This is a genomic window from Lacrimispora sp. (genome assembly GCF_036758025.1).
In the GTDB taxonomy this organism is placed as follows: Bacteria; Bacillota; Clostridia; order Lachnospirales; family Lachnospiraceae; genus Lacrimispora.
This window is the reverse complement of record NZ_DAIOXM010000029.1, coordinates 20,115-45,031: the sequence shown is the minus strand read 5'-3', so window position 1 is coordinate 45,031 and position 24,917 is coordinate 20,115. Positions and strand designations below refer to the sequence as shown.

28 protein-coding genes are annotated in these 24,917 nt (G+C 41.6%); 25 read left to right on the top strand and 3 right to left on the bottom strand.

Annotation, left to right across the window (positions count from 1 at the left end; all coding sequences use genetic code 11):
• The first annotated feature begins 64 nt into the window (after nucleotides 1–64).
• The 10 genes from V7M78_RS19170 to V7M78_RS21665 all read left to right on the top strand — a co-directional run bounded on the left by V7M78_RS19170 (nucleotide 65) and on the right by V7M78_RS21665 (nucleotide 6,501).
• Entirely contained in the window at nucleotides 65–880 is an 816-nt protein-coding gene (locus tag V7M78_RS19170; RefSeq protein ID WP_333651978.1) for a carbon-nitrogen hydrolase family protein, read from the top strand.
• Nucleotides 881–965: 85 nt separating this feature from the next.
• Nucleotides 966–1,439 (top strand): peptide-methionine (S)-S-oxide reductase, encoded by a 474-nt coding sequence (locus V7M78_RS19165; RefSeq protein ID WP_333651977.1) that lies wholly within the window; start codon nucleotides 966–968, stop codon nucleotides 1,437–1,439.
• Nucleotides 1,440–1,677: 238 nt separating this feature from the next.
• The gene (locus V7M78_RS19160) at nucleotides 1,678–2,364 is read left to right on the top strand and encodes an MBL fold metallo-hydrolase (RefSeq protein ID WP_333651976.1); all 687 of its coding nucleotides are present in this window, start codon (nucleotides 1,678–1,680) and stop codon (nucleotides 2,362–2,364) included.
• A gap of 169 nt (nucleotides 2,365–2,533) precedes the next feature.
• Nucleotides 2,534–2,812: a helix-turn-helix domain-containing protein gene (locus tag V7M78_RS19155; protein WP_333651975.1), complete on the top strand. Its 279-nt coding sequence runs from the start codon at nucleotides 2,534–2,536 to the stop codon at nucleotides 2,810–2,812.
• A 209-nt stretch (nucleotides 2,813–3,021) separates the two neighbouring features.
• Entirely contained in the window at nucleotides 3,022–3,420 is a 399-nt protein-coding gene (locus V7M78_RS19150; RefSeq protein WP_333651974.1) for a RidA family protein, read from the top strand.
• Nucleotides 3,421–4,215: 795 nt separating this feature from the next.
• Complete coding sequence (locus V7M78_RS19145) at nucleotides 4,216–4,935, top strand: helix-turn-helix transcriptional regulator (protein ID WP_442914680.1); 720 nt, start codon at nucleotides 4,216–4,218, stop codon at nucleotides 4,933–4,935.
• 114 nt (nucleotides 4,936–5,049) lie between these two features.
• A complete protein-coding gene (locus V7M78_RS19140; RefSeq protein WP_333651972.1) occupies nucleotides 5,050–5,289 on the top strand; it encodes a ribonuclease HII in 240 nt (79 codons plus the stop codon).
• An 84-nt stretch (nucleotides 5,290–5,373) separates the two neighbouring features.
• Nucleotides 5,374–5,973 carry an HD domain-containing protein gene (locus V7M78_RS19135; RefSeq protein ID WP_333651996.1) on the top strand — a complete coding sequence of 200 codons (600 nt, stop codon included), beginning with the start codon at nucleotides 5,374–5,376 and terminating at the stop codon, nucleotides 5,971–5,973.
• Between the two features lie 10 nt (nucleotides 5,974–5,983).
• Nucleotides 5,984–6,199, top strand: coding sequence for a maltose acetyltransferase domain-containing protein (locus V7M78_RS19130; protein WP_333651971.1), 216 nt, complete (start codon nucleotides 5,984–5,986; stop codon nucleotides 6,197–6,199).
• On the top strand, nucleotides 6,184–6,501 hold the full coding sequence (locus V7M78_RS21665) for a DUF5050 domain-containing protein (RefSeq protein WP_442914681.1): 318 nt from the start codon (nucleotides 6,184–6,186) through the stop codon (nucleotides 6,499–6,501). The genes V7M78_RS19130 and V7M78_RS21665 overlap by 16 nt, the downstream gene beginning before the upstream one ends.
• A gap of 117 nt (nucleotides 6,502–6,618) precedes the next feature.
• On the opposite strand, the gene V7M78_RS19125 is transcribed toward V7M78_RS21665, so the two are convergent.
• Together V7M78_RS19125 and V7M78_RS19120 are read right to left on the bottom strand one after the other, a co-directional pair.
• Nucleotides 6,619–7,209: a nitroreductase family protein gene (locus V7M78_RS19125; RefSeq protein WP_333651970.1), complete on the bottom strand. Its 591-nt coding sequence runs from the start codon at nucleotides 7,207–7,209 to the stop codon at nucleotides 6,619–6,621.
• 224 nt (nucleotides 7,210–7,433) lie between these two features.
• Nucleotides 7,434–7,910, bottom strand: coding sequence for a hypothetical protein (locus tag V7M78_RS19120; RefSeq protein WP_333651969.1), 477 nt, complete (start codon nucleotides 7,908–7,910; stop codon nucleotides 7,434–7,436).
• A 423-nt stretch (nucleotides 7,911–8,333) separates the two neighbouring features.
• Here V7M78_RS19120 and V7M78_RS19115 point away from each other — a divergent pair, with 423 nt between their 5' ends.
• Genes V7M78_RS19115 through otnK form a run of 7 tightly spaced genes read left to right on the top strand, consistent with a single transcriptional unit; the run spans nucleotide 8,334 to nucleotide 15,258 of the window.
• A complete protein-coding gene (locus V7M78_RS19115) occupies nucleotides 8,334–8,822 on the top strand; it encodes a PTS sugar transporter subunit IIA (protein ID WP_333651968.1) in 489 nt (162 codons plus the stop codon).
• A 1-nt stretch (nucleotide 8,823) separates the two neighbouring features.
• The gene (locus V7M78_RS19110) at nucleotides 8,824–9,099 is read left to right on the top strand and encodes a PTS sugar transporter subunit IIB (protein WP_333651967.1); all 276 of its coding nucleotides are present in this window, start codon (nucleotides 8,824–8,826) and stop codon (nucleotides 9,097–9,099) included.
• Nucleotides 9,100–9,139: 40 nt separating this feature from the next.
• Nucleotides 9,140–10,501, top strand: a complete 1,362-nt coding sequence (locus tag V7M78_RS19105) for a PTS galactitol transporter subunit IIC (RefSeq protein ID WP_333651966.1) — start codon at nucleotides 9,140–9,142, stop codon at nucleotides 10,499–10,501.
• A 35-nt stretch (nucleotides 10,502–10,536) separates the two neighbouring features.
• Entirely contained in the window at nucleotides 10,537–12,615 is a 2,079-nt protein-coding gene (locus V7M78_RS19100) for a BglG family transcription antiterminator (RefSeq protein WP_333651965.1), read from the top strand.
• Between the two features lie 17 nt (nucleotides 12,616–12,632).
• Complete coding sequence (locus V7M78_RS19095; RefSeq protein ID WP_333651964.1) at nucleotides 12,633–13,301, top strand: class II aldolase/adducin family protein; 669 nt, start codon at nucleotides 12,633–12,635, stop codon at nucleotides 13,299–13,301.
• 12 nt (nucleotides 13,302–13,313) lie between these two features.
• Nucleotides 13,314–13,991 (top strand): aspartate/glutamate racemase family protein, encoded by a 678-nt coding sequence (locus V7M78_RS19090; protein WP_333651963.1) that lies wholly within the window; start codon nucleotides 13,314–13,316, stop codon nucleotides 13,989–13,991.
• The gene (otnK, locus tag V7M78_RS19085) at nucleotides 13,981–15,258 is read left to right on the top strand and encodes a 3-oxo-tetronate kinase (RefSeq protein ID WP_333651962.1); all 1,278 of its coding nucleotides are present in this window, start codon (nucleotides 13,981–13,983) and stop codon (nucleotides 15,256–15,258) included. Before V7M78_RS19090 ends, otnK begins: the two co-directional genes overlap by 11 nt.
• 125 nt (nucleotides 15,259–15,383) lie before the next feature.
• Here otnK and V7M78_RS19080 read toward each other — a convergent pair whose 3' ends face one another.
• The gene (locus V7M78_RS19080) at nucleotides 15,384–16,343 is read right to left on the bottom strand and encodes a keto-hydroxyglutarate-aldolase/keto-deoxy-phosphogluconate aldolase (protein ID WP_333651961.1); all 960 of its coding nucleotides are present in this window, start codon (nucleotides 16,341–16,343) and stop codon (nucleotides 15,384–15,386) included.
• 417 nt (nucleotides 16,344–16,760) lie between these two features.
• Between V7M78_RS19080 and V7M78_RS19075 the strand changes: the two genes are divergently transcribed.
• From V7M78_RS19075 to V7M78_RS19040, 8 genes are all read left to right on the top strand, one after another.
• A complete protein-coding gene (locus V7M78_RS19075) occupies nucleotides 16,761–17,990 on the top strand; it encodes an ABC transporter substrate-binding protein (protein WP_333651960.1) in 1,230 nt (409 codons plus the stop codon).
• Between the two features lie 36 nt (nucleotides 17,991–18,026).
• On the top strand, nucleotides 18,027–18,899 hold the full coding sequence (locus tag V7M78_RS19070; RefSeq protein WP_333651959.1) for a branched-chain amino acid ABC transporter permease: 873 nt from the start codon (nucleotides 18,027–18,029) through the stop codon (nucleotides 18,897–18,899).
• A 12-nt stretch (nucleotides 18,900–18,911) separates the two neighbouring features.
• Nucleotides 18,912–19,778 (top strand): branched-chain amino acid ABC transporter permease, encoded by an 867-nt coding sequence (locus V7M78_RS19065; protein WP_333651958.1) that lies wholly within the window; start codon nucleotides 18,912–18,914, stop codon nucleotides 19,776–19,778.
• Nucleotides 19,778–20,545: an ABC transporter ATP-binding protein gene (locus V7M78_RS19060; protein ID WP_333651957.1), complete on the top strand. Its 768-nt coding sequence runs from the start codon at nucleotides 19,778–19,780 to the stop codon at nucleotides 20,543–20,545. Before V7M78_RS19065 ends, V7M78_RS19060 begins: the two co-directional genes overlap by 1 nt.
• A gap of 1 nt (nucleotide 20,546) precedes the next feature.
• A complete protein-coding gene (locus tag V7M78_RS19055; protein WP_442914679.1) occupies nucleotides 20,547–21,251 on the top strand; it encodes an ABC transporter ATP-binding protein in 705 nt (234 codons plus the stop codon).
• A 32-nt stretch (nucleotides 21,252–21,283) separates the two neighbouring features.
• Nucleotides 21,284–22,942, top strand: coding sequence for a dihydroxy-acid dehydratase (gene ilvD, locus V7M78_RS19050; RefSeq protein ID WP_333651956.1), 1,659 nt, complete (start codon nucleotides 21,284–21,286; stop codon nucleotides 22,940–22,942).
• A 106-nt stretch (nucleotides 22,943–23,048) separates the two neighbouring features.
• Nucleotides 23,049–24,062: a LacI family DNA-binding transcriptional regulator gene (locus tag V7M78_RS19045; protein ID WP_333651955.1), complete on the top strand. Its 1,014-nt coding sequence runs from the start codon at nucleotides 23,049–23,051 to the stop codon at nucleotides 24,060–24,062.
• An 11-nt stretch (nucleotides 24,063–24,073) separates the two neighbouring features.
• Nucleotides 24,074–24,913, top strand: a complete 840-nt coding sequence (locus V7M78_RS19040; RefSeq protein ID WP_333651954.1) for a sugar phosphate isomerase/epimerase family protein — start codon at nucleotides 24,074–24,076, stop codon at nucleotides 24,911–24,913.
• Nucleotides 24,914–24,917 lie beyond the last annotated feature (4 nt).

The following is a 24,917-nucleotide window of genomic DNA, read 5'->3' as shown; positions in this document are numbered from 1 at the left end:
AAATACCGAAGGATATTCAGGATTCGGAAAAAAGAGATTAAGAAAAAATATGATGGAGTCCAATATGAAAATCGGATTAATACAAATGCCAGTTACAAGGGATAAAGAAAAGAATCTTTCATATGCTGTACAGAGCATTTACGAGTGTACCCAACAGGGTGCAGAGTTGGTCATACTTCCTGAAATGTTTATGTGTCCTTATTCCAATAAGGATTTTCCAGTCTATGCTGAACAAGCAGGAGAACAGACATGGAAAACGTTGTCTGATGCGGCAAAAAATAACGGTGTATTTCTTATTGGCGGAAGCATGCCAGAAAGAGATGGAAACCAGATATTCAATGCTTCATTTGTATTTAACCCTAACGGAAATGAGATAGCAAGACACAGAAAAATTCATCTTTTTGATATTGACGTTAAAGGCGGTCAGAGCTTTAAAGAATCTGATGTTTTTTCTGCAGGAGACAGCATTACTATGTTTGAAGCTTTCGGTATCAAAATAGGTCTTTGTCTCTGCTTCGATATGCGATTCCCTGAACTTAGCAGTATTATGACATTGAATGATGCGCAAATGATCGTTGTTCCTGCTGCTTTTAATATGACGACGGGTCCTGCCCATTGGGAACTTCTATTCCGCCAGAGAGCAGTTGATAACCAATTATATACTATTGGTGTAGCTCCTGCCAGGGATGAAAATGGTCCTTATATTTCGTATGGAAATTCTATTGTGGTTTCACCATGGGGAGACGTTGTCTACCGTGCGGATGAAAAGCCAACAACAGCCGTGATTGACTTTGATTTGGAAATGAATAAAAGTATCCGAAATCAATTGCCTCTTTTGAGTGCAAGAAGAACAGACCTATACAAAGTTGAGGAAATATAGACTATACTATAGGTGTCTGAAAATAACAAATTCCAATGTGAAGTACAGATTATTCATATTTGATGAAAGAAAATAGGTGAATGCTATGGTTGAAACAATATATTTTGCAGGTGGCTGTCTATGGGGTGTACAAGCATTTATCAAAACACTAAACGGTGTTATTAATACTCAAGCAGGACGAGCAAATGGTCACTCAAATACTCTGGAAGGCGAGTATGATGGTTATGCTGAATGTGTAAGAACAGAATTTGACCCTGGAATTGTAACTGTTTCTCAACTAATGGATTATTTTTTTGAGATTATAGATCCTTACAGTGTGAATAAACAAGGGAATGATGTGGGGAAAAAATATCGCACAGGTGTATACAGTAAAGTGCCTCGACATTTGGAAGATGCCAAGAATTATATAGCAGAAAGGGCGGATAGGGAAAAAGTTGTAGTGGAAGTCCTGCCACTTATGAATTATGTCAAAAGTGCAGATGAACATCAAGATAGATTAGATAGGTGCCCTAATGACTATTGTCATATTCCTAAAGAGTTATTACGTAAATATTCATAACTAACTATTATGGGCATAATGGGAAGCAAAACGGAATTTCATAACGAATAGAAGATATATATATTTATGGAAGATAAAAAGGTAGCGGTTGTAACAGGTAGCAGTATGCAGAGTATGGGATACGAGTCAATTGTGTGTTGCCGGGGCCAATTAATACCCCTCTTTTACAAAATAATTTTGACTTTTGAGAAAGCTAAATATTGCTTCAAGATTTGTTACCGGAAAGGTGGGATGATAAATGGAACTTAAAAAATTAAATGACAGGATATTTTATTATCCACATCAGCAGGAAACAGACCGTCCTATGCTGGTTTATTTAAAAGGTGAAAAAATCATGATGGCTGTTGATGCAGGTAATTCAGCAGATCATGTTGATGAGTTTTATAGTGCGTTAGAGTCTAAGGGATTAAAAAAACCGGATTTTACAGTTATAACCCATTGGCATTGGGATCACACGTTTGGAATGCACCATATTCACGGGCTATCTATTGCTCATAATAGAACGAACGAGTTTTTAGACATCGAAAGAGCCAAACTATCAGACAATGAATATGTACAATTTTTAAAAAAGGATGATGAATGTCTCAATAGAGAGTACGGAGATAACAAAAAAATTGTTGTCGTACGATCAGATATTCAGTTTGAAAAAGAACTTACTATTAATTTGGGTGGAGTGACTGCAAGGATTTTTCATGCAGAATCACCCCATTCCGAGGATACTGTGCTTATTTATGTACCCGAAGAAAAAATATTATTTTTGGGAGATTCGACAAGTGAGGATTTCTTTAATGATTCTTATATGGACAGAGATAAATTAGATAAGTTGATAAATTTGATAGAAAGTACTGATTGCAAATATTGTATTTTAGGCCATGCAGAACCGCTAACCAAAGAAAGATTACTGTATTATTTGAAATCGTTATAACTTTTGCTGTAGGAAAACCTGCAAATCCCAATTCGTAAAGAGAAATAATAAGTGGAACCAGATAAAATAGTTTCTGCTTAAAAAGTTGTTGAAATCTTCTGAGTTTTCCTATCTGAGCTTTTCTTGGCACTGCATCGGGACACCGATATAATTTTGACAGGTGATGAAAATGACAATGCAACAACCTTTGCCAGATATGAATATATCCCGTTATTATTTATCAAAAATCAGTGGGATATCATGGCCGACCCTTGCAGATATTTATTCTGGAAAAACCAGGCTGGACCGATGCAGTGTGGGAACACTTTCAAGTTTGGCCAAGGCCCTTAGATTATCTATTCACAATTATTCCCAAACTCATGATGTTCCCATCGCTTACCACAAGGCAGGATATTCTAAAAAAATGTGTGAAGAACGCACCGCTGGCCTGCTTTTGCCAGTTTTATAAATGAATACTTGACTATAGCTTTTATCAACTATATAATCCTTTAAAAGGGTGGTGAGGGAATGAGATTGGTTTTCATAAATAGCAGTATAAAAAATAACGAACATTCCATCTCTGTTTTTATAGAGTAAATTTCTGGCAGTGGATAACTGTATATTTGATGGTATATAGTGTTAGAAATTACTTATCCAACAGAGAAAGGATGTTATCAAATGAATAATAATGTAGTTACAAGATTATCTTCATCAGGGAGAATAAGCAAAGCAGTGGGGAATTATACCCATATAACAAAAATAGATCCTAATGCAACGTTTTATACATTTTCAGGACAAATTGGAGCGGATTTAGACGGAAATATTCCGGAGGAGTTTAATCAACAAGTAAAAAATACATTTATAAATATATCAAACCTACTTAAAAGTATAGATTTGAAACCGGATAATGTTATAAAGGTAAATATATGGTCAAAAGAAGAAATCGATTGGGATTATTTCTATAAGATTTATTGTGATTTTTTCGGAGAAATTCCCCCCTCTATGACAATTGCTTATGTAAATGCTTTAGGTTTGGAGGCAATAAAAATAGAAATAGAAATATGGGCTGCGGGTTAATGAGGAAGTACACCTTATATAAATTTGATAAAGGGAAGTACAGAAGATTTTACATGACTTCGGAATGACGGTAATGCACTTTCGTGAATTATATGGAATAGTATGTGAAGGCCATGCGTCCTGTAGAAATTAAAAATAAGTTTTCATCGATGATTACTTAAATACAATAACAAAATAAAAAAGGAAGTATTGGTAAATAAAGACTGATACTTCCTTTTTCATTAATAGCAGGAAAAGGTATATTTTCAACTGCGAGGATGTGTCTTTTTATCATCAGATATAAAGTATGGTTCATGTTTTTGGAGAACGAAAAACATAGTATTTTATTTTTCTAAAGATCTATATGCAATCATATGCTCTGCAACTATATGTAATCACTACCCTATAACCGGCTTCTGGAGAATAGGAAAGATAATTTCAAACAGACTGAATCGTATAAGGAATCTAATATTCCCATATGTTTGATTATTCATGTTATAATGAGAATATTAGGGCTGTCAGGCTGGAAAAGAATATTAGAAAAATGGGAAGAAACAAAGCTGGAAAAGGCAAAAAAGGACTGTAGATATCATAAAAAGGAGGGGAAAAGATTTGAGGAATATCTCCAACATCGAATTTCATACAGGAAGTAAAGAAGAATTATTACCTGATTTTGTATCCAATTTTCAATACATTGCTTCTCGCGTTGAAATGGATAAATATATCGATCCTTTCGTACCCTGGCACTGGCATAAAGCAGTAGAACTTTTTTATATGCAAAGCGGTGAATTAGAGTATTATACCCCAAAAGGAAAAATGGTATTTCCAGCAGGCTCCGGCGGAATGGTCAATTCCAATGTACTCCATATGACAAGACCTCAGGCGGAAGCAAATGGAACTGTTCAGCTTTTGCATATTTTTGATACTTCTTTTATAGGCGGCGAGCTGGGAAGCCGGATTGAACAAAAATTTATTTCACCAGTTATTACGGCTCCGCAGGTAGAAATCATAGCATTATATCCTGATAATCCCATACAGGCAGAGTTATTAAATACAATTTGTGAATCCTTTAACCTTTCTGAAAGTGATTTTGGATATGAAGTAAAACTGCGAACGGCTTTGTCTGAAATATGGCTCCATCTTCTTACCATATCTCTCCCTTTACTTGAGAAAAAGGGAGATTACAATAAAATAAATGATAAAATAAAATTGATGATGATATATATTCATGATCATTATGCAGAAAAAATTTCAATTGCGGAAATTGCCGCTGCCGCCTTTTTCAGTGAACGTGAGTGCTTTCGGGCGTTCCATGATTGTCTGCATATGACACCGGTGGAATATATAAAAAATTACCGGCTGCAAATGGCATGTAATATGTTATCAAAAGGCCGGGAATCCATTACATCTATCAGTCATGCCTGCGGATTGGGAAGCAGCAGCTATTTTGGTAAAGTGTTTCGGGAACATGTCGGCTGTACTCCCTTAGAGTATCGCAAGAAATGGCAGGATAGTGATATACAAAGGCAGAAATAGGATATTTATTCAGAAGAGATTGCACTATAATGATATTTGTATAGGTGATAGGCAATCAAAACAGCAAACTCATTGCAATCACCATATAAACTTTTTTTGAATGGAGGGTGTGCAATGGTAAAACTAAAAATCTTTAATATGAAAAACTTTTTAGAAACAGTAAATGAGTGTTCCGGAGTGGTCAATCTATTGTATCCGGACGGAAGTGAAGAAAATATTAACAAAAAATATGGTATTCAGAATGAGTTGCTGCAAAAGCATAGGGAAAATAAAGGCTGTCTGAGGCTCTCATTGAGTATTCCAACGATAAAAGACTATTTTAGTATAGTATATTTCACAATTGGAGACTGCTAAGTAGTAATTTGAAACACTTCGCAATAAAGGAGCTTGGTCATTTTGCGGGTCAGGCTCCTACTATATCAAAAAGGAATTAGAAATATAAAGTTAGATAGTGAAAAAGCAGAATTTGAATTAGAAAAGGCAGCAAAATCTAATCCTGGGCTTTGGATAGACCATTCCCGCTACGTTGCAATGGCTTGTAAAAATATAGCGCTGCATTGTAATAACCTTTCTGATGATATGGCATATACTTTAGGCTTATTGCATGATATTGGACGATATGCCGGAGTAAGCTCAGAAAAACACCTGATAGACGGATACCGTTATTGCATGGAGCGTGAATGGGAAAAAGCGGCTCAAATCTGCATTTCCCATGCGTTTATGATACAGGATATTGATACCTCTATTGGCGAATTTGATGTGAGTGAAGAAGATTATCAGTTTATGAAGCAATTCATAAACAGTGCAGTATATGATAATTATGACAGGCTGGTACAACTATGTGATGCGTTAGCACTGCCAACAGGTTTCTGCATTTTAGAAAAACGGTTTGTTGATGTAACAATCCGTTATGGCCTCCATTCTGCTACCATAGACCGTTGGAAAAAGATTTTAGAAATAAAGTCTTTGTTTGAAAAGAAAATAGGCTGTTCTATTTATGACTTGCTGCCGGGAGTCGTTGAGAATAGCTTTCGATAGAGGGAATATTATGCAGTATGAAGAATCAGAATTTTTAGAAACTGCCAGCAAAGATATATTAGATACAATTTCCCGTGCAAGAGAATTAACAAGAACATATTATTTTACTGATTATCAAGATTCAGAAAAAAGAAATACGATTCTTCGGGAATTGTTAGGTGGCATGGGAGAGAATATTGCAATCGACGCACCATTTCACTGTGATTATGGATATCAAAGGCTGTAAATAACTGTGGGAATTGTGCGATTCAAGGTGAAAAGATTTATTATACTAACAGCTATGATCATGGAACTCTTTACAGTATGAATATCAACGGCAGTGATAACCGTAAACTTAACAACGATTGGACGCCGTGGTTTTATGTATCCTGTGACCGAATTTATTACCAAAATGGAAATGAAGAGAAAATCTACAGCATAAATACAGTGGAATGCTGTCAGCCAATTTCACAGACAGTCTCAACATTCGGGATAATTTATGGCAGGATTGGCATATCAGTCCGAAAAAACCATAAAGGAGAAGATTAGATGGTATATGAATGCATTTCGGCACCAAAAGGCTTCCTCTATCACTTTACAAAAAGAATGCCTGGACAATATTTTTGAGATGACAGCATCCGACGCTTCGATGACCGGGAGCATTGGTTATGCACGCCACTCAATAGCATCTTTCATACTTTTTCTTGGTCTGGCAAAAGGGATTTCGTCTGCATATCCTACGGCCATCGCTGCAAAAAGTTCTCCATCAACGTTTAACCAATCGCACAGTTCCCTATATGCGAAATAGGTATCACAAATCCATAAGCTGCCCAAACCAAGTTCGGTAGCAGTAAGTGTCATGTTCTCAATTGCAGCGCCTATTGATTGAGCATTACAGATTTCATAAATGCGTTCTTCGGGATTCAAGAAAGAATGGATATCTATTCCAAGTGAATTAACAATAAAAATAATAATAGGCGCCTGCTCCATGATTCCTAAAGTATATTCCGCACCGCTGAGGTACTGTGCGCTTCCCGGAAGAAGCGGGTATTCTTTTTCCCGCTTTAATCCTTTACTCATAACTTCAAGCATATCCTTCTTTGCACTGCCTGTCACTACAATGAATTTCCATGGCTGACGGTTTTTTGAGGATGGTGCAAGCATTCCCGACTGTAAAATTTCCTCTATCATAGGTTTAGGTACATCTATACTTTTATATTTCCGTATGCTGCGTCTGTCTATTATGGCTGGTAACATTTTTGTCCTCCTTTCCTGCAATCAAATTTCTGCTTTCTGCTGTTATACCGCAAGGCGCCATTGATTTCCACTGCTCTTATGCAAACATTGTCTGGATCATACTAGGTATGTAGCGGGCAGAGAGCGGTTGCATCATTGTTTTGATGTAACCGCTTAATTTTATAATTAGTGAGGTTTTATCTGGTATATGGTTTAAGGGTGGCTCGGAAGGTATGCTCATAATCTCACTTAAAATTAAAATTGCAAATAATATATTCATTCAAAAACGAATCATAAAGTGCTCCCCATAAAATGTTTTCTTTGTAATAATACAGTTCTTTTTTAGATAAATCAACGATGATTGGCATTTCAAAGGCTGACCAATGTTTGTCTGGTCTTTTTGACACAAAAGATATCGCAGATGGATCTATGCTTTCCGAAACTAAAATACTGTAACTAACAACCCCGTTTTGAAAACCTCTTGGGAGGCCTTTTTTATTTTTACACGCATATTGTAAACATTTTCCGGTGTAGTTTTTTATCAACTTCTCGTCAATCCTATCGGTATAAGCTGCAAATGAAAATATTTTCAACTTTGTTGCAATCCATTTCCATTTAAATACTTCCTCATAAATCACGAGAGTATCTAACCCACTGATATTTGCCTGTTTTGTATTGATAAAATTGGTTTTAACCTGTGAAAAATATTCCTGATGATCCATTTGCATTACCTTCCTGTTATATAAATTTGCTTCCAGAGCGTAAAAGTTTACTATTACTCATATCAAAAGAGTTATTCTATAGTAATATAGAACAAGTTTACCACAGTAAAATAAGGCTTTCAAGTTACTTACTATAAACAATGAAAAGCCGGAGGTAATTCTGATGGCCAGTGGCTCAGAAGTTTCACTGGCGGTAGATACAAAGAATGTAGGAAATAGAATCTTATCCGGAACATCCAGTTGAGTTAAGTGAAGTGTTGCGCACAAAAATTGCATATCACAATTATGCGCAACTGGTGGCGCATCAATTACGCTTAATACAAATTGCACATAAGAAAGAGATCTTTTATAATAAACGTATAAAGGTTGAATAAATGTATGCGCGCATCCAACTTTTAAAAAGATAAATAAGGAGAGTTAGCAGTGAGGGGAGATATTGTATATAAAGAGCTGATTCAGCTGGATATCGAGGCGGAAAATACCGATCAGGTATTTGAGTACATGGCCGGTAAGCTTGAGGAGATGGGATTTGTCAGGCCGACATTTCTGGAAGCGATTAAGAAGCGGGAGAAAGATTATCCCACCGCTTTGGGGATTGAACCCTATGCAGTTGCAATTCCCCATACGGACCCGGATTGTATCATTCGTCCTTTTATTGCACCGATTAGATTAAAGAAGCCGGTGAAATGGAGGGAGATGACCGGCACGGATGTCATGTATGATGTGAAATTTGTCTTTATGCTTGGCTTTCATAAAACAGAAGGTCAGGAAGGTGCCGATGCGCATATTGAGCTGCTTCAGATTCTGGTTCAAAATTTTCAGAATGCAGAGCTGATGGATAAGCTGGATGCAGCCAAAAGTGTTGATGAATACAGAAAGTTGATTTTATCTATGGATGGATTGGAGGAATAATATGAAGAGAGTAATCGTTGCTTGTGCAAATGGTGTGGCAACATCCCAAGCCATCGCCAGTAAAATAAACCGTTTATTGAAAGAGAAAAAAGTGGATGCAAAGGTCGATGCGGTAAATATTAAATCGCTGGATACGGAAATTAAAAACTGTGTGGCATATATCACTATTACAAAATTATCCAAACAGTATCCGGTACCGCTCATCAACGGAATTGCATTTCTGACAGGTGTCAATATGGAAGCGGAGCTTGAAAAGCTGCTGGAAGCTTGTAAATAGGTTGAGGGGAATAGAAGAATAAAGGAGAGGGAATGATATTATGCAAATATTAAGTAATGTTATCAACTTTTTATTAGGATTGGGAGCACCGGTTTTTGTTCCTATTATTATGATTATTGCCGGTGTTCTGGTCGGCATGAAAATCAGGGATGCGCTGTCTTCCGGCATCACGCTTGGAGTTGCATTTACTGGTATGAATCTTTTGATTTCTTTCATGAAAGAGGCGATTACACCTGCCGCACAGGCGATTATGACAGCCACCGGAATCTCACTGCCGATTGTGGACGGTGGCTGGAGTACCATGGCGACTATATCCTGGGCATGGCCATACGCTTTTCTAATGTTTCCGGTGTTGATCGGTGTGAATATTCTGATGCTGGTATTAAAGAAGACCAATACCATCAATGCGGACCTATGGAATGTGTGGTTGAAAATATTCACTGCGGTTGCAGTAGTTTCCATAACAAAGAGTGTGCTTCTGGCGTTTTTAGTTGCGGCAGTACAGATCATCCTGGAGCTGAAATCTGGTGACGCCCATCAGCATAGAATCGAAAAACTGACAGGTATTCCAGGTGTTACATGTACTCATACAACCCTGTTTTTTGGAGCGGTACTTTACCCATTTGCACTCATTTTGCGAAAGATACCGGGGCTTAGCGGCAGCTTTGATGCAGATCGCTTAAAAGAGAAGTTCGGCATCTTTGCCGAGAACCATGTAATGGGATTTTTGCTCGGTTGTTTATTCGGTATTTTGGCGAGATATAATCTGGCGGCTATTTTAACACTAGGTGTGAAAGCGGCCACTTCTATGACCCTGTTTCCGGTAGTGGCAAAATATTTCATGCAGGCGCTGTCTCCTATTTCAGAAGCAATCAGTGCCTTTATGAATAAGAAATTTGAAGGCAGAACCTTGATTGTAGGACTTGATTGGCCGATTCTCGGCGGATGCAACGAGATCTGGCTGGCAATTCTCTGGAGCATTCCGTTTATGCTGATATATTCCATGTTCCTGCCGGGAAATATGATTCTTCCGTTTGCCGGACTGATGAGTGCATCACTGGCCCTGCCGGCATTTCTGGTAACAAAAGGAAACCTAAAACAGATGCTGATTCTCTGTATTATTGGCGCACCGGTTTTTTTATGGGTAGGAACGGCATTTGCACCGTTTTTAACGGAGCTTGCCATGGCGACCGGCAGCATTGATTTGAAACAGGGAGAGCTGATCAGCAATAGTCTGATTAACGGACCGGTCTTTACATACGCCATCTCCCATGTCTTTCAGGCATTAAGTGGAAATTATGTGCCGCTTGTTGTTCTGGTTTTGTGGTTCGTTGGTTTTATTATGTATTATCGTGAATTAATGGCAGAAGCGAAAGCAGATTTAGAGAATCAGTCAGAATAATATGTAATTTTTAATATTGAGAGGGGTTTATGTATTTGGATCAGAGAAGTTATACTGTGCTGAGAACAATCGCGGATAATCCGGCCATCACGGGGAAAGAGCTGGAACAACAACTGCAAATGTCCAGAAAGCAGTTAAGCTATGATATGGAGAAAATCAATTATTATCTGGAGTCCAGCGGGTTTGATCCAATTACAAGAATGAAAACCGGAAGGTTTCAGGTTTCGGTTCGTGTGATTGATGAATTTCGGTCAGAAACAGCCGGGCACCCCCAACTTGTATATAATTATTCAGACGAAGAGCGGTCATACTTCATTATTTTGAGGCTGCTTTGCCGGGAAGAGGAGTTATCCACCTACCATTTTACGGATGAACTGCAAATCAGCAAAAATACCCTGATGACGGATATGAGAAAGATTCAGGAACGGATTAAAAGCCAGGGCCTTTCCATTATTTATACAAGGAAAGACGGCTACCGGCTGGAGGGCGAGGAGTACCGCAAGCGGGCACTGATGATCGATGACATCCGAAAAATTCTATCTATTCCCGATGGAGAAGAAAAGCTGATGAAGCGTTTTAAGATTTTGGATGAAGATATGGCCATGCTCCGGCTCAACGTCAGTGAGGTGGAAAAAAATCTGGAAGTGCATTTTACCGATGACCGGGTGGAAGAATTGCCGTTTATTTTATACTTTATTATGTTCCGAATCAGAAACGGGCACCTGTTGGACCGGCTTCCGGATTTTCATGGGGTGTCAGGAAACGCAGCTATTCAGGGGACACAGGAATATGAAGTGATGGCAGACTTCGCCCATAAATACCAGATCAGATCGGTATTTGAAATTATCTATTTAACGATCCAGATTCAGGTGTCAAATATTAACAGTAACCGTGGGGAAGAACGGGACATTGGTGAACGATTGCTGAATGTGGCAAGTATTATCATTCGTAAGTTTGAAGAAATCAGCTGCATCCGTATCCAGGAAAAGGAGGAACTTTTGAATGCATTGTTACAGCATCTAGGACCTGCTTACTACCGGATCAGGTATCATTATCATGTTCAGCCGGATATTACAGAAATGGTTCTTCCCCAGTATCAGTATCTGCATGAGATGATAAAAAAGGCTTCCAAGGCATTTGCACAAATGCTGGAGGAGGAGATTCCGGATAAGGAACTGGTATATATTACAGTTTTATTCGGAGCATGGCTGCGCCGGGAAGGGAGCCTTCAAAATATTGGTGTCAGAAGAAAGGCAATCGTGGTCTGCACCAATGGAATCAGCGTCTCCAACTTCCTCTTTATCACTCTCAGGGAATTGTTTCCGGAGATTGAATTTATAGAGTGCATGTCAGTGAGGACTTTTAGGGAGTATCAAAAGGATTACCAGATTGTTTTTACAACAGTCAGGTTGGAAACGGAAAAGATCCAGTTTATGGTAAGTCCGATTCTTTCCGGAGAGGCCAGATACGCTTTCCGGAAAAAGGTGATGCAGGAACTGGAAGGTTTTCAGGTGAATCCTATTGATACCAGGGAGCTGATGGGAATTATTGAAGCACATGCCGAAATTAAAGACTGGGAAGAGCTCCTGCGCAGTCTGGGGAAGTATTTTAATCCTGTACAGAATGATAGAGTTGTCAGGAAAACGATTCGAAATTATGATTTAAAACTGATTGATTTACTGACAAAGCAAACAATTCAAATCAGTGAAACAGTTTTAGAATGGAGAGCAGCGATCCGCAGCGCAGCGGCACCACTGCTTGCATCGGGTAAAATCATATCAAAGTATGTGAACGCTGTCATCCGGCAGATTGAGGAAAACAATCCGTTTATTATGATTGAAGATGGCGTCATTATTGTTCATGCCGGGATTGAAGACGGTGTGATCCAGATTGGTATGTCCTTGATGATATTGCCGCAGCGCATCTCAATTGATGGATATATGGAGGCAGATGTGATTGTGGTTCTGGCCACTCCCGATACAACTTGTCATTTAACCGCCTTATATCAATTGTTTCATGTGCTGGAAGAAAAGGATACGCTTACTGCTATCCGGAATGCCAGGACAGCAGCAGAGGCTGCCGGATTGATAGCTGGGTTTCAATACAAAAAATAGATTCGGAGGAAAAGATTATGTCATCAAATATAAGTAAAGTAAAGCAGGATGTTCTTTGGGGCTGTAAAATGATGGTAGAAAAGGGATATGCATTGGGAACAGCCGGGAACATCAGTGCGAGGGTAGAAGGCGAAAATTTATTTGTGATTACCCCCACGGCGATGGCGTATACTTCGTTGACGGAAGAGGACTTGGTGGTGGCAGATATGGAGGGAAATATAGTATCCGGAAAGTATCAGCCTTCCATTGAATTTTCTATGCACCTTGGAATTATGTTGCTGAGGCCGGAGGTAAATGCAGTGGTCCATACTCATTCCAAATATGCGACGGCAGTCAGTGCTATTGATGGAATTAAAGAGGTTCCTACCATGGATATTGAAGGTGTAGTATATTTAGGCGGAGAATTGGAGGTTGCACCGTTTGCACCTCCAGGCTCCAAGGAATTAGCGCAGAATGTAAAAAACACCATTGGAACCAATGCCGGACTTATTATGGCTAATCATGGCGCCATCGGTGTCGGAGTTACAATGGAGGCTGCCATGATCGCAAGTGATAATGTAGAACGTGCCTGCGAAATGTATCTGCCGATTCTTGCTACAGGGATGAAGCTGCGTGCATTACCGGAAGATTATATGGAAATGACTAGAAAACGCTCTTTACTGCGCCGGAAAGTAGTAAATGAATAGGAGGGTGTACGGATGGCAAAAAAAGTTGCAGTGATTCACACCAGTATGGTGACTTATGAGAGCTTAAACAGCATGATTCGCAATATCATGCCGGAGGTTGAAGTCATGAATATCGTGGATGACCGTCTGCTTCCCGATGTGAGAGCAAACGATGGGCTGAATGAGGATATTGTCAGGAGAATCTGCGGATACGGAATGCTTGCAGAGGGTGCAGGAGCCAATTTAATTCTCAATGCCTGCTCTTCAGTTGGAGAAGCTGCCGATGTGCTCCGGAATCTGATTTCTATCCCCTGCCTGAAAATTGATGAGCCAATGGCGGAGCTGGCCGTGGAGCAAGGCTGCCGGGTTGCTGTATTTGGAACCGTAAAAACCACTTTGGAGCCCAGTACCCGCCTGATCCGGAGGACAGCTTGCGAAAAGGGAAAAGAGATAACTGTGGATTCTTATCTTTGTCAGGAAGCTTTTGAAGCCCTGACAATAGAACGAGATCAAAACAAGCATAATGCTCTGCTGAAAAGATTAATCCGGGAAAAGGAAAAAGATTATGATGTACTGGTTCTGGCTCAGGCAAGTATGGCAGTTTTAATTCCGGAACTTAAGGATATTGAAAAACCGATCTTAAACAGTCCGGATTCCGGAGTACAAAGGGTAAAGGAAATGCTGGAGGCGCTGGAGGCTTATGAAGGCTGAAAATACAATCCGGTTTGGCTGCGTGGCAGATGATTTTACAGGAGCTTCCGATGCCGCATCTTTCCTGGCTGAAGAAGGAGTCTCAACCATTTTATATAATGGGATACCAGATCCTGCAACGGACGTCCATGAAGCGGAAGCTGCCGTAATTGCCCTAAAATGCAGAACGCAGGAGGCAGCAGGTGCAGTAAGTGATGTGATAAAGGCTTTTCGCTTTCTGAAAAAGAGCGGTGCAGGACAACTATATTATAAATACTGTTCGACCTTTGATTCAACGGAGCAAGGGAATATTGGTCCGGTTTTAGATGCCTTGCTTGAGGAATTTGATATACCGTTTACGCTTTTATGTCCCTCTCTGCCGATAAATCAGAGGGTTGTTAAGGAGGGGATTTTATATGCGGGAGGGAAGCCTTTGGCAGAAACTCATATGCGAAATCATCCACTCACACCCATGCGCCAGTCCAGAGTCAAGACGCTGATGGAAATGCAGAGCCGCTATCCTGTATTTGAATTGGGAGTTGAGCAATTAATCGGACGGCAGGAAGATTTAAACACATACATACAAGAGCTTATGAGAGCACACAGCCACTTTTATCTTGTTCCGGATTACTATGATCAAAATCATGGATATCGGATTGTGGAACTGTTCGGGAAGCTTACGCTGCTGTCAGGAGGTTCTGGGTTAATGGAGCCTGTTGGAGCGGCTTTGGCAAGTGAGAATAAAGTAACCAAAAGAAAAAAGGTGCCGGAAAAAAACGGGTACTCCGGACAGGCAATCTTATTGGCAGGAAGCTGTTCCGATATGACCTTGAGGCAGATTAACGATTTTAAAAGCAAAGGCGGAATAGCCTATCAACTTCATCCTTTAGTTTTATTAAACGGCTCACAAACGTTTCTGGATGTTCAGGATTTTTTGACCAAACATCAGGAGGTTCCGGTTCTGATTTATAGTTCGGCGGAACCTGATGAAGTGAAACGTGTGAAAGCGACCGGAGAGGAAGGTGTTGCCAGGCTTTTGGAGTCCACAATGTCGGAAGTCGCAGCGTATGCTCTGGGAGTTGGAAGGACTAAAATTATTGTGGCCGGCGGTGAAACATCCGGTGCAGTCACGAAACGACTGGGTTTTTCCTCCTACCATATCGGAAAGTCAGTAGCTCCGGGAGTACCGATTATGATTCCACTCCAGAACGAAGCAATCAGATTAGTCCTTAAATCAGGAAACTTCGGTCAGGAAAATTTTTTCTGGCAAACTTTGAAGGAAATTTAGTGAGGAAAAAACTGCTTTTAGAGTCAGCTCTGTATCGTGGCCGGAGATGTAAAAATTCGGTGGTGTACAGAGCTGATTTTTTTATGTGCAGAGGAAAATCACAAGCAAAGGGGACGGTGCAGAAATCATTTTTGAAGAATATGCACTGCAAATCCCCCGATTTCTTCTTTGAAATAAATGACTATCATGTTTCCCTCACTAAATTTGGCAGAGGATTCATTAAATTCATAACCCATGGCCTCAAAATAATTTTTTGCACGGATAATAGAATTGGTTGCAATGGCGATATGGCCGTTTGTGCCAAGGTGAGGCGGTTTCATGCATTCCAGAAAGGTGCCGGCATAGACGGAACTTGGACCCGGGTCTTTTGGGAACCCAAACATCGTTTCAAATACTCCGGCTGTTTTTTCGGCTTCCTCACTGCTGCCGCAATTGATACCGATGTGGGAGACTTCAAACCCCATCATGTCACGGACAGACTCTTTTGCCATACGTTCTATTCTGTTGAATTCTCCCGCCTGAATCCACTCCTTCTTTGCAATCTGGTTGTTGGAACAGGCGAAAATATTATTAAGTTCCAGGTATGATTCGGTATCTTTTTCGCAGATACTGCCTTCCGGAATAAATCCTATGCTGGGATAAAGCCGGGACATGGTTTGAATCGTATGGATGCCGTCTGTAAGACTTTCGGGGAGAATGCTTACTGCCCCAAGTCCCAGGGAAAGTGCGGATTCCACGTGTGCTGAGCCGGAAACTCTTGGTATTATCTCAATGTTCCGGTCCTTACAATACTCTATGACGGCCGGATCAAATATTGGGCTGGTGATAAAGTGCGCACCTGCATCGATGGCAAGGCAGGCTTGTTTAACGTTTGTAACTGCTCCGGAACCAACTATCATCTGAGGAAACGTTTTCATGATTTCACAAATAGCTTCGCCGGTAGTTTCGTCACAGAAATTTATTACCACACAGGGAATTCCTCCTTTGCAAAGAGCATCTGCAAGGGGGAGAGCATTGCGGGCATCATCGAGCATAGCAGTTGGAAGAATTCCAATTTTTTGGATTTCGTTTAGAACGGTATTCATAGAAGAGTTCTCCTTTTGTTTTGATTATGTTGACATATTAACTCAATAGTATATAAAAATATATAAATTTCCTGATATTTTACTTATACATTATACTCATATTAAGAATGGCGTCAAGTAAAAAATGCTAAAAATAAGAAATATGAAATCTTTTTCATACGTCAAATAATATAAAAAAAATTTTTTATCATGTATATTGACAGGGAAAGTAAAAAGATGTATTATATTTTTGTAATTAAAGAATGAATATTTGAACAAAATGACAAATATAGTTCTTTAATTTTTTTAGAAGCCGTATGAAAACGTTAACATACAGTGCTTCTGACAAGAAAATTGTCCAAATGGTACAGAAAAAACTGGGGGAAAGCTTTCTATGCAGACCGCTGATTCCTCCAAAAGAGAAAAGGAGAAGAGTACATGAAAAAGGCAATAGCAATTATCTTTACCGGATTGATGGTATTCAATCTGGCCGCATGCGGAAGCAACCAGAAATCTTCACCAACAGCTTCTACTACTGCAGCAAATGCAGAATCCGGAAAAACGGAAGCATCATCAGGAGGAGCGGCAACAGACGGCGAAATCGTAATTGGCTGTCTTCAGGACATTACAGGTGCGACTTCCAGCCTTGGACAGATGGTTCAGGCAGGAGCTCAGTGGGCTGTGGATGAAATTAATGAATCAGGGGGAATTAACGGAAAGAAGCTGGTCATGAACACCTATGACACCAAGGCAGATGTAACAGAAGCGATCAATGCATACACAAAAGCAGTCACTTCTGACAAGGTTTCTCTTATTGTAGGGCCTCCTGTGGCAAATATAGCGCTGGCCATCAAGGAAACTTCTGAACAGTACGAAGTTCCGGTAATGGGTCTGGCCTTGGATCCCAGCGCACAGTTAAAAGCAGACGGAACTCCTTATAAGAATATGTTCTGTTTTCAGCCAAACGCAATCCAGCAGGGAACAATCATGGCAAAGTACGCTATGAAGAACGGCTTTAAAACATTCGGTGTCATCTATAATGAAAGCAATGCCTATTCACTTTCTCTGAAAGATCCTTTCATTGCATCGGTTGCAGAAGGGGGCGGAACAGTTGATGAAAAACAGCAGATTGCCTACAACGCCAATGATACGGATTTCAAGACACTGCTGTCTCCTATTGTGAGTGCAGGCGTTGATGCTATTTATGCGCCCAACTATACAAAGGACCTTGTAAACATTGTTACAGCAGCACGTGCCCTTGGATATGAAGGTGCAATTATCTGCGGCCTGGATGCCTGTCCGCCATTTAACACCATGCTTGGCGGAAGCAGTGATGGAGTATACTGCATCAATAACGTAGATGATACAGATCCAGAGCTTCAGAAGATGATAGCAGCCGTTAAGGAAAAAACCGGAGTAGAAGCTACCAACAAGTTTTTCCTTGGATATGACATTGTAAAGATTGCTGCTAAGGCCCTGGAAGAGACAGGAACAGACGATCCGGCTGCTCTGCGGACTGCCATTGAAAATGTAAAGGATTTTGACGGCCTTACAGGAAAAATTACAATCGATCCTGAGACTCATATGACAACCGGTCTTGAAATGGTTATGTTTACATATGAAGGAACTACACCAAAGATGTTAGAAAGATTCGGCGCAGATAATTAAGCGTTTGAACAGCTTTTGAATGGATGGAGGCATATCATGTCATTGCAGATTATAATCAACGGCCTTGCGACGGGCTCCGTCTATGCGCTGATTGCGACAGGCTTTTCACTGATATTTAATGTTTTGAAGTTTTCCAACTTCTCTCACGGAGCTACCATGACGCTTTGCGCCTTTGCCGGATATTTTCTGGCAGCTTCAAAGGGACTGGGATTGGTTCCCACAATACTCATAGCTGTGGTTACCGGTGGATGTGTCGCACTTTTTGGAGAATTTGTGGCATTCCGCCGCATTATACAGCGTAACAGCTCTTCTGTATATTATTTCGTTTCTTCTATTACATTAGGAACGCTGTATGAAGGACTTGTTACTGTAAAGGTAGGAGCGAATTTTTACAATTATCCTCAGTTCTTTGAAAAAGCAGCAATTAAGTTCGGCTCAGTTGTTGTTTCCACATCAGATCTTCTGATGTTTTGCAGCAGTGCCGTTGCACTTCTTGTGCTGGCTTACATTATTCAGAAAACCAGGATCGGAAGAGCCCTCAGAAGTGTCAGCTTTGACAGGGATACCGCCAATTTAATGGGAATTGATTCCACGCGGATTATTCAGTTCACATTTATGGTTTCAGGCGCTCTGGCCGGACTCTCAGGCGTATTTCTGGGAATTAACTACACCTTGTATCCGACTCTGGGCAGCCTGGTAGTAAAAGGATTTATTGCTTCGGTAATCGGCGGACTGGGAAGTCTGCCGGGAGCCATCATTGGAGCTGTGCTTCTGGGGCTTATTGAGACACTGTTAATTGGTACTGTGGGTTCAGGCTACACCCCGGTATTTACCTTCCTGATTATGCTGGTATTTTTGCTGGTTCGTCCATGCGGAATTGCCGGATGCAACATCCAGGAAAAGGCGTAGGGGGTACTCACAATGGTATTATACACAAATATTTTCACACAGATATGCATTACCCTTGTGGCGGTTGCAGGTGTATATGTGCTGACAGGGCTGACGGGAATGTTCAGCCTTGGACAGGCAGCATTCATGGCAGTTGGAGCTTATGTATCCGGTATTTTTGTAGTAAAACTGGGTCTTCCTTTTCCCATTGCCTGCATTGGAGCGGTCGTGATCGCAGTCGGCATTGGTTTTATAGTGGGAATTCCTACGGTTCGGCTGAGGAAGGATTACATATCTCTTGTTACCCTTGGATTCGGAGAGGCCATTACTGCTCTCCTTAACCGGACAACCAAGCTGACAGGCGGTGCCTCCGGCTTTATCGGTATTCCGAAGAAAACAACTACACTTCTGGCATTTGCTTCCGCACTTGTTGCGATCCTGCTGGTAAACTGGTTTAAAAAAAGCAAATACGGACGCCAGTGTGTTGCGATCCGCGGAGATGAACTGGCAGCAAAGGCTATGGGAATCAACGTAGCCAGGATCAAAATTACCGCATTCTTATTAAGTGTTGGTTTTACCGCTTTCAGCGGCTGTCTGTATGCTTTTTATATCACATACGTGGACCCCAGTATTTTTGGCTGGAAGAAGAGTGCTGACTGGGTAATTATGGTATTCTTTGGAGGCGTAAACAGCCTGACAGGTTCTATTTTAGGAGCAACCATCTTAAGTGCCCTGCCGGAAGTACTGAGAGGGCTTGCAAATTACAGAAGTATTATTTATGCAATTCTGGTTCTTTTGATTATCAACTTTAAACCTTCGGGAATCATGGGTGAGTATGAGCTTCCGGATTTATTCAAAAGAAGAAAAGGCCGCGCGAAATTGCAGAAGGAGGAAAACTGATGAGTCTGCTGGAAGTTAAGAACATTTATAAAAGCTTTGGCGGAGTAAAAGCCATTCAGGATTTTTCCATCAGTGCGGACAAAGGGGAGATTCATGGAATCATAGGCCCTAACGGAGCCGGAAAAACAACTATTTTCAATGTGATTTCCAATGTCTATACCGCAGATCAGGGAAATGTGATTCTGGATGGCAAGGATGTGACTAAAAAGGAGCAGTATCTCGTTACGAGAGAAGGAATGGGACGTACTTTTCAGAATATCCGTTTATTTAAGGGGCTTACAGTGCTGGAAAATGTCATGTGCGCCTTTGATCCCCAGGCAAAATACTCTCTTATAGGAGGCCTGCTTCCTACTCCAAAACGCAAAAGCGAGGAAAAGCGGGGAATTGAACTTTGTGAGCACTATTTGGAAATGGTAGGCATGGCAGATTATAAAGATGAAAGGCCGGAAAATCTGGCCTACGGCATGCAGAGGCGTATTGAAATTGCAAGAGCCTTAACCTGCACTCCTAAGGTACTGCTTTTAGACGAACCGGCAGCTGGACTGAATCCCACAGAGGTTCAGGAACTGACAGAACTGATTTCAACCCTTTCTAAGGATATAGGATTTGCAATTCTTTTAATTGAGCATAGACTTGAAATGGTTATGAGCATTTCCCACGTTATTCATGTCCAGAACTTTGGAAAGACCATTGCAGTAGGCACTCCCGCCGAAGTACAGAGAAATCCGGAAGTAATTGAGGCGTATTTGGGAAAGGAGGAGAGCTGACATGGCAATGTTAAAAGTAACGGATTTAAGCGTCTCCTACGGACACGTCAGGGCACTGAAAAATGTCCATGTAGAAGCGGACGAAGGACAGATTGTCAGCATTATCGGCTCCAACGGAGCCGGAAAAAGCTCCCTTCTGCGTACTATTTCCGGTCTGGTAAAACCGGTGAAGGGAACCATCGAATTTCTTGGAGAACCCATACCGGCCAAACCCAGCAAAATCGTTGCAAAGGGAATTGTGCATGTACCGGAAGGCCGCAGAACTTTTTCGGGCCTTACTATCCGGGACAACCTTCTGGTAGGAGGATATTTACATAGCAGAAAACAGTTGGAAAAAGATATAGAGGAGCAGTTTAAACGGTTTCCTATTTTAAAGGAGCGGGAGCATCAGTTTGCCGGAACCCTTTCGGGTGGAGAACAGCAGATGCTGGCCATCAGCAGAGGGCTTATGGAACACCCTAAGATTTTGCTGTTGGATGAACCAAGCCTGGGGCTTGCACCGATTATTGTAAATCAGATTTACGACTTAATTAAAGAGATCCGGGATTCGGGAATCACTGTACTTCTGGTGGAACAGAATGCGAGAAAAGCTCTTTCCATCTGCGATAAAGCGTGTATTCTTGAAAACGGTATCGTTAATATCTGCGGAACCGGAGAGGAACTGCTAAAGTCTGATGTTGTAAGAAAGGCTTATCTTGGTGGGTGATAAACTGCATGAGGTAAGGACAGGAGGATAAGATGATACGTCAATGGAATGAAGAGTCTCTCGATCACCGTAATACACTGCTATATGCAATGGGAATATCGCCGGAGGATGCAAAAAGGCCTGTGATCGGGTTGGTTAACTCGTGGAATGAGATGAATCCGGGGCATTTCCCTTTTAAGGATGTCATCGCAGAGATGAAGGAAGAAATTTACAAAGCAGGAGGGCTTGCTCTGGAGCTTCCCATAACCGGTATCTGTGACGGAATCTGCTCCAATACACCGGGAGACCGGTATACGCTTCCGGCCAGAGACTTAGTATCAAGTGAGGTAGAAACCGTAGCAGAATTGAATATGCTGGAAGGCATGATCATTATGGCGACATGTGATAAAGTGGTTCCGGGCATGGTTATGGGAGCTTTGAGAGTAAATATCCCGACCGTCATGCTCACAGGCGGATATATGGCGGCGGGCCATTATAATGGAAAAATGCTGACACTTACCCATACAAAGCAGGCTTATGCAGCTTATGTTGCAGGTGATATGAGCGAGGAAGACTATAAGGGAATCGTGAGGAATGCCTGTCCGACTCCAGGTGCCTGCCCATTTATGGGAACAGCCAATACCATGTGCGCCATGGCTGAAGTCTTAGGATTTTCTCCTCACGGCAATGCCAGCGTCCGCAGCCAGACACCCCAGTGGCATGAGATGGCAAAAGAGGCGGCTAAAAAGATTGTGGAGGCAGTGAAAGAAGAAAAGCGTCCCAGTGATATTATAGACCAGAAGAGTTTTGAAAATGTGGTGCGGTATATGATGGCAACCGGCGGTTCCACCAACAGCCTGCTTCACATTCCGGCCATTGCACGCCAGATAAAATGTGACATTGTTCCGGAAACCTTTGATGAAATCAGCCGTGAAGTGCCGGTTATCAGCACAATTTACCCTAATCACCCCACTTACACCATGGAGGAGTTTGACAGAGCCGGAGGGTTGGGGGCTGTTGTGAAAGAGCTGGCTGCTGCGGGAAAATTAGATACCTCAGCAGATGGAATGTTTGGAACAATAGGCCATAAAGCGGAGCTTGCCGAAAATAAAGATACAGATGTCATTCATCCGGTAGAAAATCCAATCCATGAACAGGGAGGCCTTGCCGTTCTTCACGGAAATATCGGTACGGACAGCGCCATTGTCAAATTCAGCGCCGTAGATTCGGCAGCGTGGAAGTTTTCTGGACCGGCAAAGTGCTATGATTCCCAGGATGATGCCTGGAATGCCATTTTAAAAGATGAGATTGTGGCTGGAGACGTTGTGGTTATCCGGTATGAAGGTCCTAAGGGAAGCCCCGGAATGCCTCATATGGAAACCTTTATGGCTGCTGTTTTGGGAAAAGGGCTTGGAAGCAAACTGGCGCTGGTTTCCGACGGCAGATTTTCAGGAGCAACGGGAGGTCTTGCTATCGGACATGTGAGCCCGGAAGCCTATGAAGGGGGAAATCTGGCCCTGATTAAAGACGGTGATATGATTCATATAGACATTGAGGCCAGAACACTGTCCGCAGAAGTGACAGAAGAGGAATTTGCAGAGAGAAAGAAGGGCTTTAAGCCTGTTCACAAACCGGCTTCCGGTTGGTTAAACCTTTACCGCAAAAACTGTACCTCAGCACACCGGGGTGCAACTGTGTACTGGGAAGATTGATTATAAATTGGCAGCATACTGAAATCCCGTGTATATTCTGGCAATATGTGATAAAATCAATTCAAAAGAATCCATATTATGGAATTTACATATTGAGGTGATTAGGATGACAAATATTAAGATGGTTGCGGAATTGGCAGGTGTTTCAGCCACCACCGTATCAAGAGTTTTAAGCGGAAAAAGTTATGTAAGTGACGACACCCGTGTACGGGTTATGGAGGCCATCCAGAAAACAGGATACAGCCCTAATGTTATGGCAAAAGGACTGAAGATGGGCAGGACAAACACCATTGCACTTATGCTGCCGGATATACAGAACCTTATATTCCCCATGATTACTCGGGGAGTAGAGGATACGGCAAGGAAGAAAAATTACACAGTCATTTTATGCAATACGGATGAGAACAGCGGCGTTGAAAAAGACTATATTTCTACCATGAAATCCCGTCTGGTGGACGGATTTCTGGTGGGTTCCATGCTTCCAAACTCAATTCATATAAGAAATCTCCGTGCCGAAGGATTTCCTCTTGTACTGATAAACCGTTTTTATGCCCAGGATGAGGGGAAAATAGATATTGTGTCCATAGACAACTTTAAATCAGCTTACAATGGCGTCCGGTATTTAATCAGCTCCGGGCATAAAAAAATCGCCTTGGCACTGGGAAGAGAAAACCTTTACTTGTATAACGAGCGTTACCGCGGATACCGGGCGGCGCTTAAAGATCATAATATTCCTTATAATGAAAATCTGGTTATGAGGGAGACAACGGGAAGCGATAACTTTTACAGCATGACACAGGCTTTGATGAGTTCAGAAGACAGGCCGGATGCGATTTTTGCAACCAGCGACCCGAAAGCATTTGTTGTTCTTCACGCCCTTCATGAGATGGGAGTTCGTATTCCCCAGGACGTCTCAGTTCTCAGCTTTGATAATGTAACTCTTTCGGCAATGGTGGAGCCGCCCCTTTCCACGATAGCACAGCCGTTTTACGATATCGGTGTAAGGGCGACCAATAACCTGATTCACCAGATTCAGTATAAAGGTGAAAAAGGTGTGCTTCCGCAGCCCTTAAAAGAGATGTTGGAAACAGATTTGATTATACGGGCATCAACGAGATAGGAGAGATATTTATGGGAAACCGCTGGGGGATTAATCTTTGGAACTGGGTAAATGAGCTTGGGCCACAATGCACAGGACTGACTGAAAAGGCTTTTAAAATGGGATTTACAGCAATAGAGCTTCCCATGACTGTTTCGCAGCTCCCTCCTAAACTGGCCGATGAAATCCATTCTCTGGATATGGAAGTGAGTCTTTGTGCTTCTCTTGGAGCCGGGCGTGACCTTTCCAGTTTTGATGAGGCGGTTCGTCAGAACACAATGGAATATATGGTTGGCTGTCTGAAATCTGCAGAGGCTGTTTCTGCAAAGGTGTTTGCCGGCCCTCTTTACACAGGAGGAGGAAAAAGACACTGGCTTTCTGAGGAGGATAAAAAGAGAGAATGGGAGCTTGCGGTGACAGGAATCCGCAAAGTTTCCGCAATTGCAAAGGAATGCGGAGTCCGGCTTGCCCTCGAACCATTGAACCGGTACAGAACCAGTGTGGTAAATACAGCGGACCAGGCATTAAAGCTGGTTTCTGATATTGGAGAAGAAAATGTAGGTGTACATTTTGATTCCTATCAGGCCGGAATTGAAGAAGACAGCATGACAGATGCCTTTGAAGCTGTATTGAAGGCGGGAAAACTGTACCATTTTCATGCTTGTTCCAATAACAGAGGAGTTCCCGGACAGGGATTTTTTCCATGGGAAGATTTGTGGAATCTGATGCGTACATACGATTATAGAGAACATATTACCATGGAGACATTTATGACCGGCGGCTTTGACGGGGGATGGATTGAGCCTGGAAAGAGCCGGGATGAAATTGCCGAATCAGGAATCCGTTATATAAGACAGCATGACTGGCATTAAAAAT